At 63.4% G+C, this 16,248-nt stretch carries 14 protein-coding genes; 8 read left to right on the plus strand and 6 right to left on the minus strand.

All coding sequences use genetic code 11. The features are described from left to right. The first annotated feature begins 67 nt into the window (after positions 1–67). Both ACZYTC_RS03440 and ACZYTC_RS03445 read left to right on the plus strand, forming a co-directional pair. The gene (locus tag ACZYTC_RS03440; protein ID WP_488988910.1) at positions 68–838 is read left to right on the plus strand and encodes an ABC transporter permease; all 771 of its coding nucleotides are present in this window, start codon (positions 68–70) and stop codon (positions 836–838) included. A gap of 33 nt (positions 839–871) precedes the next feature. Continuing rightward, positions 872–1,903, plus strand: a complete 1,032-nt coding sequence (locus ACZYTC_RS03445) for an ABC transporter substrate-binding protein (RefSeq protein WP_488988911.1) — start codon at positions 872–874, stop codon at positions 1,901–1,903. Positions 1,904–2,019: 116 nt separating this feature from the next. On the opposite strand, the gene ACZYTC_RS03450 is transcribed toward ACZYTC_RS03445, so the two are convergent. Further along, positions 2,020–3,204, minus strand: a complete 1,185-nt coding sequence (locus tag ACZYTC_RS03450; RefSeq protein WP_488988912.1) for a mandelate racemase/muconate lactonizing enzyme family protein — start codon at positions 3,202–3,204, stop codon at positions 2,020–2,022. Between the two features lie 320 nt (positions 3,205–3,524). Between ACZYTC_RS03450 and ACZYTC_RS03455 the strand changes: the two genes are divergently transcribed. The 5 genes from ACZYTC_RS03455 (at position 3,525) to ACZYTC_RS03475 (ending at position 7,822) form a co-directional block, all read left to right on the plus strand. After that, positions 3,525–3,692: a DUF3311 domain-containing protein gene (locus ACZYTC_RS03455; protein ID WP_434957399.1), complete on the plus strand. Its 168-nt coding sequence runs from the start codon at positions 3,525–3,527 to the stop codon at positions 3,690–3,692. Next, entirely contained in the window at positions 3,692–5,236 is a 1,545-nt protein-coding gene (mctP, locus tag ACZYTC_RS03460; protein WP_441772091.1) for a monocarboxylate uptake permease MctP, read from the plus strand. The genes ACZYTC_RS03455 and mctP overlap by 1 nt, the downstream gene beginning before the upstream one ends. 150 nt (positions 5,237–5,386) lie before the next feature. Further along, on the plus strand, positions 5,387–6,421 hold the full coding sequence (mgrA, locus tag ACZYTC_RS03465) for an L-glyceraldehyde 3-phosphate reductase (RefSeq protein ID WP_441772090.1): 1,035 nt from the start codon (positions 5,387–5,389) through the stop codon (positions 6,419–6,421). A gap of 364 nt (positions 6,422–6,785) precedes the next feature. Beyond that, on the plus strand, positions 6,786–7,388 hold the full coding sequence (locus tag ACZYTC_RS03470; protein WP_475422023.1) for an outer membrane protein: 603 nt from the start codon (positions 6,786–6,788) through the stop codon (positions 7,386–7,388). Between the two features lie 104 nt (positions 7,389–7,492). Next, on the plus strand, positions 7,493–7,822 hold the full coding sequence (locus ACZYTC_RS03475; RefSeq protein WP_488988913.1) for a YnfA family protein: 330 nt from the start codon (positions 7,493–7,495) through the stop codon (positions 7,820–7,822). Positions 7,823–7,832: 10 nt separating this feature from the next. Here ACZYTC_RS03475 and nagA read toward each other — a convergent pair whose 3' ends face one another. Both nagA and ACZYTC_RS03485 read right to left on the minus strand, forming a co-directional pair. Then, positions 7,833–8,981: an N-acetylglucosamine-6-phosphate deacetylase gene (nagA, locus tag ACZYTC_RS03480; protein WP_488988914.1), complete on the minus strand. Its 1,149-nt coding sequence runs from the start codon at positions 8,979–8,981 to the stop codon at positions 7,833–7,835. 2 nt (positions 8,982–8,983) lie between these two features. Further along, the gene (locus ACZYTC_RS03485) at positions 8,984–9,847 is read right to left on the minus strand and encodes a glucosamine kinase nucleotide-binding domain-containing protein (RefSeq protein ID WP_488988915.1); all 864 of its coding nucleotides are present in this window, start codon (positions 9,845–9,847) and stop codon (positions 8,984–8,986) included. 387 nt (positions 9,848–10,234) lie between these two features. On the opposite strand from ACZYTC_RS03485, the gene ACZYTC_RS03490 reads away from it, so the two are divergent. Next, positions 10,235–12,748, plus strand: coding sequence for a glycogen/starch/alpha-glucan phosphorylase (locus ACZYTC_RS03490; RefSeq protein WP_454814997.1), 2,514 nt, complete (start codon positions 10,235–10,237; stop codon positions 12,746–12,748). A gap of 92 nt (positions 12,749–12,840) precedes the next feature. Here ACZYTC_RS03490 and ACZYTC_RS03495 read toward each other — a convergent pair whose 3' ends face one another. The 3 genes from ACZYTC_RS03495 to ACZYTC_RS03505 are packed head-to-tail and all read right to left on the minus strand — an operon-like array spanning position 12,841 to position 16,244. Continuing rightward, positions 12,841–14,784 carry a beta-N-acetylhexosaminidase gene (locus ACZYTC_RS03495; RefSeq protein WP_488988916.1) on the minus strand — a complete coding sequence of 648 codons (1,944 nt, stop codon included), beginning with the start codon at positions 14,782–14,784 and terminating at the stop codon, positions 12,841–12,843. 23 nt (positions 14,785–14,807) lie between these two features. Continuing rightward, on the minus strand, positions 14,808–15,284 hold the full coding sequence (locus tag ACZYTC_RS03500) for a GNAT family N-acetyltransferase (RefSeq protein ID WP_488988917.1): 477 nt from the start codon (positions 15,282–15,284) through the stop codon (positions 14,808–14,810). 12 nt (positions 15,285–15,296) lie between these two features. Continuing rightward, positions 15,297–16,244: an ABC transporter ATP-binding protein gene (locus tag ACZYTC_RS03505; RefSeq protein WP_488989974.1), complete on the minus strand. Its 948-nt coding sequence runs from the start codon at positions 16,242–16,244 to the stop codon at positions 15,297–15,299. Between the last annotated feature and the right edge of the window lie 4 nt (positions 16,245–16,248).

The following is a 16,248-nucleotide window of genomic DNA, read 5'->3' on the forward strand; positions in this document are numbered from 1 at the left end:
TGGCTTTTTCCATGTCTTCGATATCTTCACGACACCCTGATATCTTCACGACACCCTTGGGACTCCAATGAACAACAAGATCGTTTTGCTCGTCCTGCAGGTTCTTGTCGCGGTCATCGGCATCACGGTTTGGCACCTCGCCTCGACGACCTCGCTGTTCGGTTCGCCCAAGACGGTGGCGTTCTTCTTCGCCGATCCGCTCAGCGTCTGGAACAGGATCGTGGAATGGTTCACCGACGGCTCCATCTGGTATCATTTGTGGGTCACCCTGGCTGAATCGGCATTGGCCTTCCTGTTCGGCGGGTTGGGCGGCGTGGTTCTCGGCTTCTGGTTCGCGCGCCAGCCCGTGGTCGCCGCCATTTTCGACCCTTATGTCAAGGCCGCCAATGCGCTGCCCCGGGTGGTGCTGGCGCCGATCTTCGCTTTGTGGTTCGGCCTCGGCATCTGGTCGAAAGTGGCCCTCGGCTTCACCCTCGTGTTCTTCATCGTCTTCTTCAACGTCTATCAGGGCGTCAAGGAAGTGAGCCCGGCCGTACTCTCCAATGCCCGCATGCTCGGCATGAACGAGCGCCAGTTGCTACGCCACGTCTATCTGCCTTCGGCGATGTCCTGGGTGTTCTCCAGCCTGCATACCTCTGTCGGTTTTGCCGTGGTCGGCGCGGTGGTGGGCGAATATCTCGGCTCCTCGGCGGGCCTGGGCTATCTCATCCAGCAGGCCGAGGGCGTATTCGATGTCACCGGCGTCTTCGCCGGCATGTTCGTCCTGATGGCCTTCGTTCTGATCGTCGACTGGCTGATGACGGCGGTGGAGCGCCGCCTTCTGGTCTGGCGCGGCTAAATGATATTGGAAATCGAATTGGGAGGAAAAAACATGAAACGCAGAACTTTCCTGATCGGCGCTGGCGGCATGGTGTTCGGTGCCGCGCTCGGCGGAGCGCTGCCGGCCTTCGCCGAGGATGCCAAGCCGGAGAAGCCCGATCTGACCATCGGCGTCGGCGGCAAGCCATTGCTCTATTATCTGCCGCTGACGGTGGCCGAGCAGAAGGGCTTCTTCAAGGAGGAGGGGCTCAGCGTCACCATCAACGATTTCGCCGGTGGTTCCAAATCCCTGCAGGCGCTGGTCGGTGGCTCGGTGGACGTGGTGACGGGTGCTTACGAGCACACCATCCGCATGCAGAACAAGGGGCAGGATATCATCGCGGTCTGCGACCTCGGCCGCTTCCCTGGCATCGTGATCGCGGTGCGCAAGAGCCTGGCCGGCGAGATCAAGACCATTGCTGATCTCAAGGGCCGCAAGATCGGAGTTACCGCGCCGGGGTCCTCTACGGCTCTCCTGCTGCAATATGCCTTGCACAAGAACGGGCTGACCTCGGCCGATGTCGCGCAGATCGGCATCGGCGGCGGAGCCAGCGCCGTAGCTGCCATCAAGAATGGCGGCATTGACGGGCTGTCGCATCTCGATCCGGTGATCAGCCAGCTGCAGCACGACGATGACATCGCCATCGTGCTCGACACGCGCACGGAGGAGGGCACCAAGGCCCTGTTCGGCGGCACCAATCCGGCGGCAACCGTCTATCTGAAGCAGTCTTTCGCGCAGGAGAACCCCGTGACCACACAGCGCGTGGTCAACGCCATGATGAAGGCTCTGAAATGGCTCGGCCAGGCCAAACCGGAGGACGTTGCCGATATCGTGCCGAAGGAATATCTGCTGGGCAATCGCGACCTCTATATGCAGGCGTTCCAGAACTCGCGGCAGATGTATTCGCCGGACGGCATGGTCACCAAGGACGGCTATGAGTCGATGATGAATGCGCTCAAGGCCCTCGACCCTGAACTCGCCAATGCCAGCGTTCCCTACGAAAAGACCTTCGATCCGAGCTTCGTCAAGGCGGCCAAGATCTGACGTTTGGGACGTGACGGATAGGGCGTGTCAGCCCCCTGGCTGACATCTGGAAACGAAACGTTCGCCGGCAAGCGTTGTGTCAGCCAGGAGGCTGACACTGCGCCGCAACTGCAGGGCTAGCTCAGCGGCAGGCGACGGAACACGCCGGGGCGATCCGGGTCGTGATATTTGTTGTAGGGACCATCATGGAGGAAGAGTTGATGCAAATGCCTCAGTTTGTCCTGTGACAGCGTCACGCCGAGGCCCGGCCCCTCCGGTACCGGCACGACATTGTTCTTGGGACGAAACGGACCTTCCTCGATGACGTCGAGCGGCTGCATGCGGAACAGCGACTGGTTGGGTTCGCGGATATGCGGCATGGCCGCGCACAGATGCAGATAGGCGGCGCTCGCCACCCCTGAATCGCCGGAATAGCACCAGAAATCGAGGCCGAGCTGCTCGCAGGCGCCGACGAAGCGCATGGTTCGGGCAATGCCGCCATGGGTCGCGATATCGGTGACCACGGCATCGGGCACGCCTAGATGTGCCGCCTGGCGCAAGTCGAGGCTGTGGACCGAGAAGGGAATCGATGTGTGCTGGCGCAGGGCCTTAAGGTCATAGAGCGAGCCGCACGGATCCTCCCAGTTGCGGATGTTGAGCGGCTCGAGTTCCCGCGCGATCTGGCGCGCCGAGGTCAGCGAATGAGCCATGTTGCCATCGATGCGCAGCATGGCGCCAGGCCCGAGCGCCTCGTGCAGCAATTCCATCATGCGTACGCTGGGGCCGATATCGGCGGTATAGAACTTGCCCTCGAAAAAAGTGGTGCCATGCGCTTCCCTGAGGCCAAGGCAATAGTCCACGACCGCTTCCGGCGTGGTCTCTCCGCCATCGGGCCCGGCCTTCTCGCGGAAGGAGAAATAATCCGTGACCGGGATGGCCTTGCGCACCGCACCGCCGAGCAGCGCATAGAGCGGCAGGTTCCAAAGCTTGCCGCGCAGGTCCCATAGCGCCATCTCGATGCCGCCGAAGGCGCGAATGAGATTGTAGTCGATATTGTTGGAAACGCCCTGCCAACACGGCAGCGAGATCAATTCGGCCCCGGCGATGTCGAGGGGATCGCGCCCGACGAGGCGGGGGCCGAGGCTCAGATTGATGATCGCCGCATGTGCGTAGGATGGTGCTTCGCCGATGCCGGTGAAGCCTTCATCGGTCTCGACCTCGACGATGGCTTTGGAAAAGCCGGCCAGCGAGCCGTAGGACCACAGATAGGGCGCCTCCAGCGGTATGTTGACGGGGGTGGCCCGGACCGCGGTGATCTTCATCCTACACTCCTATTTTGTATAGGCATAAGTCGGCGTGAGGAATTTGGGAAGGCTGAGGATACAAGGGTGGCCTTCGGCCTGCGCCCGGGACTCCGATCGCCGGCCGCGTCTTCGACAGCCTTGACAGTCCGTCCCGAATGGTGCCGGCTTTGCCCTCGCAACCCCGCACGGGCAGGCGCCCCAAAATCCCCTCTGGACTCAGTCTTTCTCCAAGGGAATAAAAAGCTGCCAGAAGAGTTTATAGCAGGCTGGATTCGGCTTTGGCCGCATCCGCAGCGGCAATCTTGATGGAAGATTGTCGCAATACCGGGGGAAATGCCATGAAATATCTGCTTCTGCTGGTACCTTGCGTACTGGCATTGCTGACACCGCTCTATAACAGCATCGATCCCGTGCTGTTCGGAGTGCCCTTCTTCTATTTCTACCTCCTCGTCCTGGTGCCGATTTCGTCGCTGTTCGTCTACCTCGCCTGGAAGGTTGAACGCTGATGCTGGACAATCTCAATTGGACGGCGGCGATGGTGTTCGTCTTCTTCTTCGCTGTCGTGACCGTGGTTGGCTTCGTGGCGGCACGCTGGAAGGCGGGGGATCTCGATCAGTTGCACGAATGGGGCCTCGGCGGCCGGCGCTTCGGTGCCTGGATCACCTGGTTCCTGCTGGGTGGCGATCTCTATACGGCCTACACCGTCATCGCCGTGCCGGGCTTGATGTACGCGCTCGGCGCCTATGGCTTCTTCGCCGTACCCTACACCATTCTGATCTATCCGCTGATCTTCCTGATCATGCCGCGGCTGTGGAACGCCACGCACAAGCATGGCTATCTCACCGGCGCCGATTTCATCGCCGGGCGCTACGGCAATCGCTGGCTGGAACTGGCGGTAGCCTTCACCGGTATCCTCGCGACCATGCCTTATATCGCCCTTCAGCTCGTCGGCATGGAGAAGGTGATCCAGGCCCTCGGCTTCTCGGCAACGGGCATGGCCTCGCACCTTCCCCTGACGATCGCCTTCATCATCCTGGCGCTCTACACCTATAAGAGCGGGTTGCGTGCGCCGGCGATGATCGCCTTCGTCAAGGACATCATGATCTATATCTTCGTGATCGCCGCGGTCATCGTCATCCCCTACCAGCTCGGCGGTTTCGGTTCGATCTTCGAGAAGGCGAAACTCGTCTATGACGCTAAGGCAGCCGCCGCCGTTGCTGCCGGCAAGCCGGCAGCCGTGGGTCTCACCCTGGCGCCTTCGCAGATCTGGCCCTTCATCACGCTGTCGATCGGCTCGGCCATGGCGCTGTTCATGTATCCGCACGCCCTTACGGGCACGCTGTCGGCCACAGGACCGAACGCCATCCGTCGCAATGCGGTGTCGCTGCCGGCCTATTCGCTGGTGCTCGGCCTCATCGCGCTTCTGGGCGTGATGGCAGTCGCCGCCGACATCAAGACCGACGATGCCCAGGCGGCGATCCCGCTGCTGGTCAACAAAATGTTCCCCGATTGGTTCGCCGGCTTCTGCTTTGCGGCTATCGCCATCGGTGCCCTGGTGCCGGCGGCGGTGATGTCGATCGGGGCTGCCAATACCTTCACGCGCAATGTCTGGAAGCCCTTCATCGAGCCGGATATGTCGTCGCAGAAGGAATCCTACCTTGCCAAGCTGATGAGCCTGATCGTCAAGGTCGGCGCCCTGGTGGTGATCGTGTTCCTGCCGACCAAATTCGCCATCGATCTGCAATTGCTCGGCGGTGTTTGGATGATCCAGATCTTCCCCGCCTTGGTGGCAGGCCTTTATACGCGCTGGTTCAACGGCTGGGCCTTGCTGATCGGCTGGGCGGTGGGCATGCTGGCCGGCAGCTATATGGCCTGGGGCCCAACCTCCGTGGTCTCGACCTACACCCTGTTCGGCACCTCCTTCTATATCGGTGTGATCGCCGTGGTGCTGAATTTCGTCGTCTCCGTGGTGCTGACCATGGTGCTGGGCTCCTCGGCGCAGGACGAGACGACGGCGGCGGACTATGAGGACGCCGTCACGACGCCCTGACAGGGGTCGCAATCGAGGCGGGAGAGGCCGGCGGTGACGCCGGCCTTTTCATGTCCGCCGGGTGTATGGTGGTTGAACAATTGGCCCGGGCCGGGCAGTTTGTCTGATGAATGATTGCGGATTCGCTTTTCCTCAGTATTGGAGCCACCTATGACTTATGTCGCGGATGAGGCGCGTTACGACGCCATGCAATATCGCCGGTCCGGCCGCTCGGGCCTGCAGCTTCCGGCTCTTTCGCTGGGCCTGTGGCATAATTTCGGTGGCGACATCCCTTTCGAGAATGCCAGGGCGCTCTGCCGCAGGGCCTTCGACCTCGGCATTACCCATTTCGACCTAGCCAATAATTACGGGCCGCCGCCCGGCTCGGCCGAAGAGACCTTCGGGCGCATCCTCAGGACGGACTTCGCCCATCATCGCGACGAACTGGTGATCTCCACCAAGGCCGGCTATCGCATGTGGCCCGGCCCCTATGGCGAGTGGGGCAGCCGCAAATATCTGCTCTCCAGCCTGGACGCCAGCCTCAAGCGCATGGGTATCGAGACGGTCGACATCTTCTATTCCCACCGCTTCGATCCGAACACGCCTCTGGAAGAGACCATGACCGCGCTGCATGACGCGGTGCGCCAGGGCAAGGCCCATTATGCCGGTATCTCGTCCTATAGTGCCGAGAGGACCAGGGAGGCGGCTGCGATCCTGCGCCGTCTGGGCACGCCGCTGCTTATCCATCAGCCGAGTTATTCGATGCTCAATCGCTGGGTCGAGAAGGACAGCCTGCTCGACCAGCTCGAAGCGGACGGCGCTGGCTGCATCGCCTTCACGCCGCTGGCGCAGGGCTTGCTCACCAACAAATATCTCAGCGCGACCGGCATTCCCGCCGACAGCCGCGCTGCGGCCGGCAAGTCGCTCTCGCCCGATCAACTCACCGAGACGAATCTGACCAGGCTGCGGGCCCTCGATACGATAGCTCGTCGCCGCGGCCAGACCCTGGCCCAGATGGCGATCGCCTGGGTCCTCAGGGATGGCCGCATGACCTCGGCGCTGATCGGGGCCAGCCGCCCGGGGCAGATCGAGGACTGCGTCGGCGCCTTGAAGAATCTCGCTTTCTCCGCCGAGGAGCTGGCGGAGATCGACCACTATGCCGAGGAAGGCAACGTCAATCTCTGGGCGGCATCGAGCAAGAGCTGATCCCCGACCTGGCGACGATCGACCTGCAACGGGCCACTTTGTGGCCCGTTATGTTGCGATGGTTTACCAAGGAAATACGAATTTGCTTCCCTAATGTCCCGAACAGGGTATTCGCGGTCGGAAAATAAAGCAATAATCCTGTTTTCTTCAGTCAATAGTATATCGATGATTAGCGTTCTATTGCCTTCAGAGGTGGCAATTATCTGAAAATATGGACAATATGTAGAAATTGTGGCAGTGATTTCTTGCCGATCAACGTCGTGATAAGGTGGGGATCATGAAGAAAATCGTTTTAGCGGCACTCTTTCTTGCGCCAATGCCGGCACTTTCAGCAGACCTTGCGCCGGCGCCTGTGGAACCTATTGTGCCTGTGACGCCCTTTAGCTGGACCGGCTTTTATGTCGGTGCCCATATCGGCTATGGCTGGGGACGGGAAAAGGACGATTTGAGCAGGTCGACGCCCGTGCCGGCCGATAACTTCAACGTCAATGGTGTGCTCGGCGGCCTGCACGCCGGCTACAACGAACAATTCTCCAACAATATCGTCGTCGGTCTGGAAGGCGACATCGACCTCAGCAGTATCAAGGGCAGCCATACGGTCATCGACGCCCAGAACGGCAACAGCCGGCTGCATATGACCAATCGCTGGCAGGGATCGGTCCGCGCACGTCTGGGCTATGCCTTCGACCGTATTCTCGTCTATGCCACCGGCGGCGTCGCCTTCGGCGATATCCGTGAACGCTGGAACCTCTTCGATGGTGACGTCGTGGGTTCCTCCACCAAGACCAAGGTGGGCTGGACCGCCGGCGCCGGAGTGGAATATGCCTTTACCGACAACTGGATCGGACGCGTCGAGGTCCGCTACACCGATTTCGGCAAGTCGCGCTTCCGCGTAGCGCCCGACACCCGCTTCAAGGCCGGCTTTCATGAGACCGTTGCCATGGTCGGCGTCAGCTACAAATTCTGAGTCGTCTGAGCAGGGGCGAGACAGCCCCCGCGTCGCCCTTTCGCTACCTTCCGCCTCCGGTACCAGCCCGCTAAGCTGACGCCGATGGGAGACGGACGGCCTGCATGAAATCGATTCTGTTCTATGTCCTGGCGGCGGCCGGCGAGATTGCCGGCTGCTACGCCTTCTGGGCCTGGCTGCGCCTCGGCAAACCGGCCTGGTGGCTGGTGCCTGGCGTGGCAGCCCTCATTGCCTTCGCCCTTCTGCTCTCGCGGGTCGAAACCGATGCGGCCGGGCGGGCCTATGCCGCCTATGGCGGGATCTATATCGCCGCCTCGCTGCTCTGGCTGTGGGGCGTCGAAGGGATCAGGCCCGATCACTGGGATCTGATCGGAGGGGTTCTGTGCCTGGCCGGCATGGCCGTCATCCTGTTCGCACCACATCGCATCGCCTGAAGCGGCCGCTTCACCCGGCCAGTTGGCGACCTCCCACCCACACGCCGCGCGCGGTCAGATGCTCGTCGAGATGCACGATATCGGCACGATAGCGCGGAGCCAGCCGTCCCCGGCGGCTGTCGAGGCGGAGGAACTGGGCGGGATAGAGGCTGGCCATGCGCAGGGCCTCCCCGAGATCGACGCCAAGATGGCCGACGCTGTAGCGCAGCGCCGCGTCCATGGTGAGGTCGGAGCCGGCCAGCGTGCCGTCTTCCAGCGTCAGGGCGCCGTTGCGCCGCGTCACCTTGCGTCCATTGAGATAGAAGACGTCGTTGGCATCGCCAGCAGTGGGCATGGCGTCGGTGACGAGGAAGAGCCGCCCCGGTGCCTTTTTCGCGCGCAAGGCGAGCGAGAGCGAGCCTGGATGCACATGGAGACCGTCGGCGATGATGCCGACCCACAACCCGCCATGGTCGAGCGCGGCGCCGGTGACGCCGGGGTGACGACCCTGCAAGGGCGACATCGCGTTGAAGAGATGGGTGATGCCGGTGGCGCCGGCATCCGCCGCCGCCATCACTGCCTCATAGCTGGTATCGGTATGGCCGAGGCTGACGATCACGCCCCCATCCGCCAGGCGCCGGATCAGGTGAAGCGGCGCATTCTCCGGCGCCACGGTGAGCAGGATGGTCTCGATGCCGCTGCCGAGAATGAGCTCGACATCGGCTTCCGTCAGCGGCCGGATCAGGGCCGGGTCATGGGCGCCCTTGCGCGGCACCGAAAGGAAGGGGCCCTCCAGATGAATGCCGGCCATGCCCGGCACCCCATCGGCGATCGCCTGGCGGGCGGCGGTGATGGCGCTCTTCATTCCATCGGCCGTGTCGGTGATATAGGTCGGCAGCAGGGCGGTGCTGCCATGGCGCCGATGCGCTGCGACCATGCCCGCAAGCGTCGCCACGTCGGGTGTCTGGTTGAACAGGAAGCCGCCGCCGCCATTGACCTGGGCGTCGACGAAACCGGGTGCCAGCAGCCCGGAGGGCAGGGTGGTCACGGCGGCATGGGAAGGAATGTCGAACCGCGGCACCAGGCCGACGATCACATCGGCCTCCACCAGGACGGCGTGGCCCTCGATGAAGGTTTCGCCGTTGAACAGGCGGGGGGCGGTGAGAGCGTTTAGAGACATCGTCAGCGGCCCCTTTTCGCCAGGGTCAGGGCTCCGGCCAGGGCATCTCCCTTGGGCGGAACCAGGATCTCATCATAGCGCACCGGCAGATAGGGCCGATAGGGTTCGGCGAGCCCTCCCATCAGGGCGATCCTGGGGGCGCCAAGGTCTTTCAGGCGGTCGAGCATGGCGACGATGGCGCCGGTGGCTCCGGCAATCAGACGGTCCGCCACCACATCCCCCCCGGCGGCCTCGAACACCAGGGGAGCGAAGCGGCCATAATCCCTCGGCGTTGCGGTCCTGGCCCAGATCACTGCCTCGTTCGGATCGTCGTGGAAATGCGCCAGCAGGCGGCGGGTCAGATCGCTCATGGGGCCGAGCAGGTCGACGCTGAGCAGGGCGGCCCTGAGTGCGGCCCGTCCGAGCACGGCGCCGGAGGCGTCGTCGCCAAGGGCGAACCCCCAGCCACCGACCGAGGTCTCCCTGCCTCCCACCAGGGCGAGGCCCTGCGAACCCGTGCCGAGAATGAAGATGCCGCCATCCTGGCCGGCATGGGCACCGAGGCAGGCCGTGACCGCGTCCGAGGTGACGGTGAGGGCGCCATAACCGAAGGGAAAGGCAGCGATACTGTCGGCAAGGGCGGGAATATTGCCGCCGGAAAGACCGAGGCCGGCCCGGATCCGGGTCTTGGCTCCGGGGTCCAATCCGGCAGCGGCAAGTGCGGCATCGCCGGCTGCGGCGATGGCCGGGCCTGCAATATCGGTGCCGAGAGTCAGGTTGGAGGAGCCCGACAGGCCTTCGCCGATCAGCTTGCCGCTCTCGCCATAGAGGCGGGCGCGTGTATTGGTGCCACCGCCGTCGACCGCGAGATAATAGATAGCCGTCATGCCTGTCTCCCAAGGCAAGGCGCCTGAACGCTGCTTGCCCTAACTCCTTGTTCCGACGCGTCTTTGCGATTCTTGACGATCCCGCGAAATCGCATGGCCCCATGGCCGTGGCATATCATCATCGCCCGCGGAATTCAGCTAGGATTCCGCCGCAGGCGCATACTCTCCACGGTCGTGAGCAACAGCATAGGGCCGCTTTGTGCAGGCGACGCACAAGGTGGACGAGCCATGCAGAACAGACATATGAGGTGATCATGGCAGCGTATCCGGCCATAATCACAAGATATCAGTGTTTTTGCCTACATCTTATGCAAAAGGGGCACTCGTAACCAGGCGGCACTTGGGTTAAGGAGCACCGTCCTGGGATCAACGATCGAGAAGTGACACATGACTTCAACGTTGCACGACAAGCTCTATTCGGCCGAAGCGGCGATGGCTGTCGGTGATGAGGCGGCCAAGCTGCCCGAGGCGACCGGCGAGGCGCGGGCCTTCCGTGACCTGATCCTCGCCAAGCTGACCTATGCCGTCGGCAAGGACCCGATCGTGGCGCGCGACCATGACTGGCTGCGGGCCGTGAGCCTGGCGTTGCGCGACCACATCGTCGACCGCTGGATGGCGACGACGCGCGGCGTCTACCGCATGGGCGGCAAGCGTGTCTATTATCTCTCGCTCGAATTCCTGATCGGCCGCCTGCTCAAGGATGGCCTCAACAATCTCGGCCTCGTCGCCACGGCGCGCGAGGCTCTGGCTTCCGTCGGCGTCGATCTCGACATGATCGCCGAGATGGAGCCCGATGCCGCCCTCGGGAATGGCGGCCTCGGCCGCCTCGCCGCCTGCTTCATGGAGAGCATGGCCACCGTCGGCATTGCCGCCTATGGCTACGGCATCCGCTATGAGAACGGCCTGTTCCGCCAGAACATCGTCGATGGCTGGCAGACGGAATCGCCCGAGAACTGGCTGCAGAACGGCAATCCCTGGGAATTCCCGCGCCGTGAAGTCGCCTATGAAGTGGGCTTCGGCGGTGCCGTCGAAGCGACGGACGGCTGGGATGGCTCGGCCGTGCATAGCTGGAAGCCGGCAGAAACCGTGCTCGCCGTCGCCCATGACACGCCGGCCGTCGGCTGGCGCGGCAACCGCGTCAACACGCTGCGCCTGTGGTCGGCCCGCTCGCTCGATCCGATCTCGCTCGACGCCTTCAATGCCGGCGACCATATCGGCGCCCTGAATGACCGCACCAAGGCGGAATCGATCTCGCGCGTGCTCTATCCGGCCGATTCCACGCCGGCCGGCCAGGAATTGCGCCTGCGCCAGGAGTATTTCTTCACCGCCTCGTCGCTGCAGGACATCGTCCGCCGCCACCTGCAGCAGCATCGCGACATCAAGACCCTGCCTTCCAAGGCGGCCGTCCAGCTCAACGACACTCATCCGGCCATCGCCGTGGCCGAGCTGATGCGTATCCTGATCGACATTCACGGGCTGAACTGGGCCGACGCCTTCGCCATCACCCGCGAGACGATCTCCTACACCAACCATACGCTGCTGCCTGAGGCGCTGGAAACCTGGCCTGTGCCGCTGATCGAGCGCTTGCTGCCGCGGCACATGCAGATCATCTACGCCATCAATGCCCGCGTGCTGACCGAGGCGCGCGAGAGCGGCGCCTCCGATGCCATGATCGCCACCGTCTCGATCATCGACGAGAGCCATGGCCGGCGCGTTCGCATGGGCAATCTGGCCTTCGTCGGCTCGCACAAGGTCAATGGCGTGTCGGCCCTGCATTCGGAGCTGATGAAGGAGACGGTGTTCCGCGACCTCAACACGCTGTTCCCCGGGCGCATCACCAACAAGACCAACGGCATCACGCCGCGGCGCTGGCTGATGACCGCCAATCCGGGGCTGACCACGCTGCTGCGCGAGACCATCGGCGATGGCTATCTCGACGATGCCGAAAAGCTGGTGGCGCTGGAACCCTACGCCACGGATGCCTCCTTCCAGGAGGCCTTCGCGGCCGTCAAGCATGCCAACAAGGCGCGCCTGGCCAAGGTGCTTCAGCAGACGGTGGGCCTGCGTGTCGATCCTTCCGCGATGTTCGACGTCCAGATCAAGCGCATCCACGAATATAAGCGGCAGCTTCTCAACATCCTCGAGACCATCGCGCTCTACAATGCCATCCGCGCCCATCCCGAGCGCGACTGGGCGCCGCGCGTGAAGATTTTTGCTGGTAAAGCGGCGGCGAGCTACACGGCGGCCAAATATGTGATCAAGCTGATCAACGACGTCGCCAAGGTGGTGAACTCGGATCCGGCCGTGCGCAACCTGCTCAAGGTCGTGTTCATGCCGAACTACAATGTCAGCCTCGCCGAGGTGATCATTCCGGCCGCGGACCTGTCCGAGCAGATCTCGACCGCGGGCCTGGAAGCCTCGGGCACCGGCAACATGAAGTTCGGCCTCAACGGCGCGCTCACCATCGGCACGCTCGACGGCGCCAATGTCGAGATGAAGGAGCATGTCGGCGACGACAACATCTTCATTTTCGGCCTGAAGGCACATGAGGTCGAGGAGAAGAAGCGCCAGGGCCGCAATCCGGCCGACGCCATCGCGGCCTCGCAGGCCTTGGCCGAGGTGCTCGATGCGGTGGAAAGCGGCGTGTTCTCGCCGACCGACCGCGAACGCCATCGCGGCACGGTGCAGTCGCTGCGCTCCAGCGACTGGTTCTTCGTCACCGACGATTTCGACGCCTATGCCGCCGCACAGCGCAATGTCGATACGCTGTGGGCCAACAAATCGGCCTGGCGCGAGAAGTCGATCCTCAACGTCGCACGCATGGGCTGGTTCTCCTCGGACCGCACCATCCGCGAATATGCCGACGAGATTTGGGGCGTGCAGACGACGCCGGTGGAGTAGACGCTGCTATTCCGGCAATCTCGATAAGACTTGCGTCCCGCGAGGCATGAAACACAGCTTCGCGGGATTTTGTTTGTCTGGAGACCAGTGTCTCAGGCCTTGATCCCATAGAGCAGTGGCATCAAGCCGACCATGGCCCTGAAGCGGTCCCAGGATTTTCTGGGCGGGGCCGTCCATCCGGTTTCCGCCAGGGCCGAAATGCGGGGAAAGATCAGGCGGTCGAACACGCCGCGGTCGGTCATCGGTTCGGACCAGATGCAGGTCTGCACGCCCAGGAAATGTTGCCTCTGGATATCCGACCAGCCTTCCACTGGATCGAAACGGTAGATCTTTTCGGCGTCGGACCAGCCGGCCCAGCCGGCGCCCGGCTCTGACCAGGCCGGACTGTTGGCCATGTCCAGATAGTAGACCTGTCCGGGGCAGACGACGATGTCATAGCCTTCGGACGCCAGCCTGGCGCTGATCTCTACCGTGTGCCAGCCATTCAGGTAGCAATTGGCCTTGTCGATGCCGCCGCCATGCGCCGCCTCTTCCCAGGCGCCCGTGATGCGGCCCCTGGCGGTGAGCGAGGCCTGGACGCGTTGCAGGAAGTGGGCCTGCAATTCGGCCGTGCCGCCGCCGCCCAAAGTCTTGAGATGCGTCATGGCCTGAGGAGAGCCTTCCCAGGCACCCGCCGGGACCTCGTCTGCGCCGACATGGATGGTGCGGGAGGGAAAGAGCTCGAGCAATTCGTCCAGGAGCTTCTCCACGAAGGCATAGGTCTCCTCACGGGCGGGATTCAGGCAGTTGTTCGGAAAGCCCTGGATGGAGAAATATTCGCCCTGTTCATCTGGATCGCGCAGCGAGGGCAGGGATTGCAGCACCGAGTAGCAATGGCCCGGCATGTCGATCTCCGGCACGACGTCGATGCCGAGGCGCGTTGCGAGATCCACGATCTGCCGGATCGCTGTCTTGGTATAGTAGCCGCCCGTAGGTGCCGCTCCGGAGCCGAGCAGCGGGGGGATGGCCAGGCCATGGCCGCGCCAGGCGCCGGTGGCGACCAGTTCCGGATAGGCCTCGATCTCCACGCGCCAGGCCTCGTCGTCGGACAGGTGCCAGTGGAAGCGGTTCAGCCTGTTCCAGGCAAGGACGCGCAGGAATTGCGCGATCTCGGCCGAGCCGTAGAACTGGCGGGCGACGTCGAGATGGGTGCCGCGCCAGCGAGCCCAGGGTTCGTCCCGGATCTCGCCCTCCAGAGGGAACAGGAAGGTCTGCGGATGCAGGCGAGCGCCGCGCAGTATCTGTCCAAGCGTGATCAGACCGTAGAGGAAGCCGGCGCGGCTTGCGGCCGTGAGCGTTACGCCCTCTTCGGCGAAAAATATCCGGTAGGCTTCGGCTGCCACGCCGTCCTGATGCTGCAGGGTAACGGCAAGTCCGCCTTCGGCCTCGGGCCGGACGATGCCTTCCACCGGGAACAGGCTGGTCGTCAGCTCACCAAAGGCGGCGATGGCCTGGCCGGCCTCACCGGAGCTGGCCTGGGGGGCAAGCCCCAATGGCACACCGCGCCGGCCGGTGACTGAAACTTCGTTCGGCCAGGGAACGATGGAGACGGCCACGGGCGCGATATCCGGCACGGGATAGACGTCCGCGCCCCGCTTGGGCGAGGCGTTGTCGCCGCTGGACCGGCTGGGCATGACCGCGACCGGCAGATTGGTTCCGTCGTCGAAAACGACATAGGCGGTGTTGGTTCCATCGGTCCAATGCCGCAGCGGATAGCTGAGGCCCCGGGCGGTGACGGTCCAGGCCGTGTTCGGATGCAGGACGAATCCTTCGGGTGGTGCGAACTCGGCGTAGTTCGACAGGCGGGTTCGAAGCGAGCCACCTTCGATCGTGGCGGCAGGGTCGATGCGTCCCGGCCCGCTGATGCAGAGCCGGAATCCCGATATGGCCCTGTCGGACGTATTGGTCAGGGTCAGGGCATAAGCGAGCTGCCGATCCTCGCTGGATGGCGTCCAATGAGTTTCGAGGCGGAGAAGATTGCGCACGGATATCGTCATGAAAGTCTCTCGAAGGGCAAAGATCAACTGGAAGCTTTGAGGAGGCCGGCGAAGATGCCGGGCGTGGAATCGGCGATCGGTGTCGCGCCGACCGTGCGGGCATAGAATTCCACCGGCCCGACATCGCCGATGGCGGCATAGGCATAGCCCTGCGCACGCATGTCATTGAGGCAGGCGAGGAGCAGGGCATGGCCAATGCCGCGGCCGCGTTCGGCCTCGTCCACGCCGGTGGGGCCGAAGAACCCCCGGGCGGTGGCGTCGTAGCAGGCGAAACCGAGCAATTGTCCCTGCCTGACCGCAATGAAGCATGAGACCGGCTGGCGGCAGAGAGCCACGGTCGCCTCGCTGGCCCAGCCGGCGGTGAAATGCCGGCGGATCCACTCCGTTATTGCGGCAAGCTCCGGGGGGAGGGCACGCCGGAGCGTGATGCCCGCGTCGCCGAGGCGGGTGTCCAACGCCTTGTTCGGCGCGAGGTCGTAGAGTTTGACGAGAAGGTCCATGCAAAGTCCTGTTCAGTCTGAAGCGTTCTGTTCTGGAGATCCGGCTATCCGGACGAAATGGTTCGGGCCCGCCTGCTCGACCGTGTTCGAGGCGGGGCGCGAAATGCGGCGAATGTCTTCGGCTCGGCTGAGAAAGGCGCTGCTTTGGCCCGGGATGAACGGGCGGCTCGGATCGGGAACCGCGGAGAGCAGCAGCTTGGTGTAGGGGTGGCGCGGATTGGTGATCACCGCCAGGGCATCGCCCCATTCCACCATCTGCCCGGCGAACATCACGACGATCTCCTCGGCCACATGGGCGGCGGTGGCGATGTCATGGGTGATGTAGAGCACAGCCAGATTGTGCTCCCGCTTGATGCCGGCAAGCAGGTCGAGGATGCCCTGCCGGATCGAGACGTCGAGCATCGAGGTGGGCTCGTCCGCCAGCAGGACCTGTGGGTGAACCGCAATGGCGCGGGCGATGTTGACCCGCTGGCGCTGCCCGCCGGAGAGCTGGTGCGGAAACTTGCCGATCGTCACCTCGGGATCGAGGCCGACGCTTTCCAAAAGCTGCTTCACCCGCGCCTGGCCCTCGGCACGTCCTTTGGCATGGCCATGCAGCAGCAGGGGCCGGATGAGGTGGTGACCGATGGAAAAGACCGGGTTGAGCGAGGCGAAGGGATCCTGGAACACCATCTGCACCGCGCGCCGATAGGCTTTTTCTTCCTCGTGGGTGCCGGGTTGCGTGACGTTCCGGTCGTGGAAGTGCAGCGTTCCCCCGCTCGGCCGGTCCATGCGGGCGATGATGCGGGCGCAGGTGGTCTTGCCGCAGCCGGATTCGCCGACCAGAGCCAGCGCCTTTCCGGGGACAAGCGACAGGGTGATGCCGCGCAGGGCCTGCACGATCCCGTAGGAGCGGGTGATGTTCTCCAGCCGGATGATCGGGGCAGTCGCCGGCTGCAAACGGGTCGGGGAAGCCAGCATGTTC

This window comes from Labrys sp. F242 (assembly GCF_057813875.1).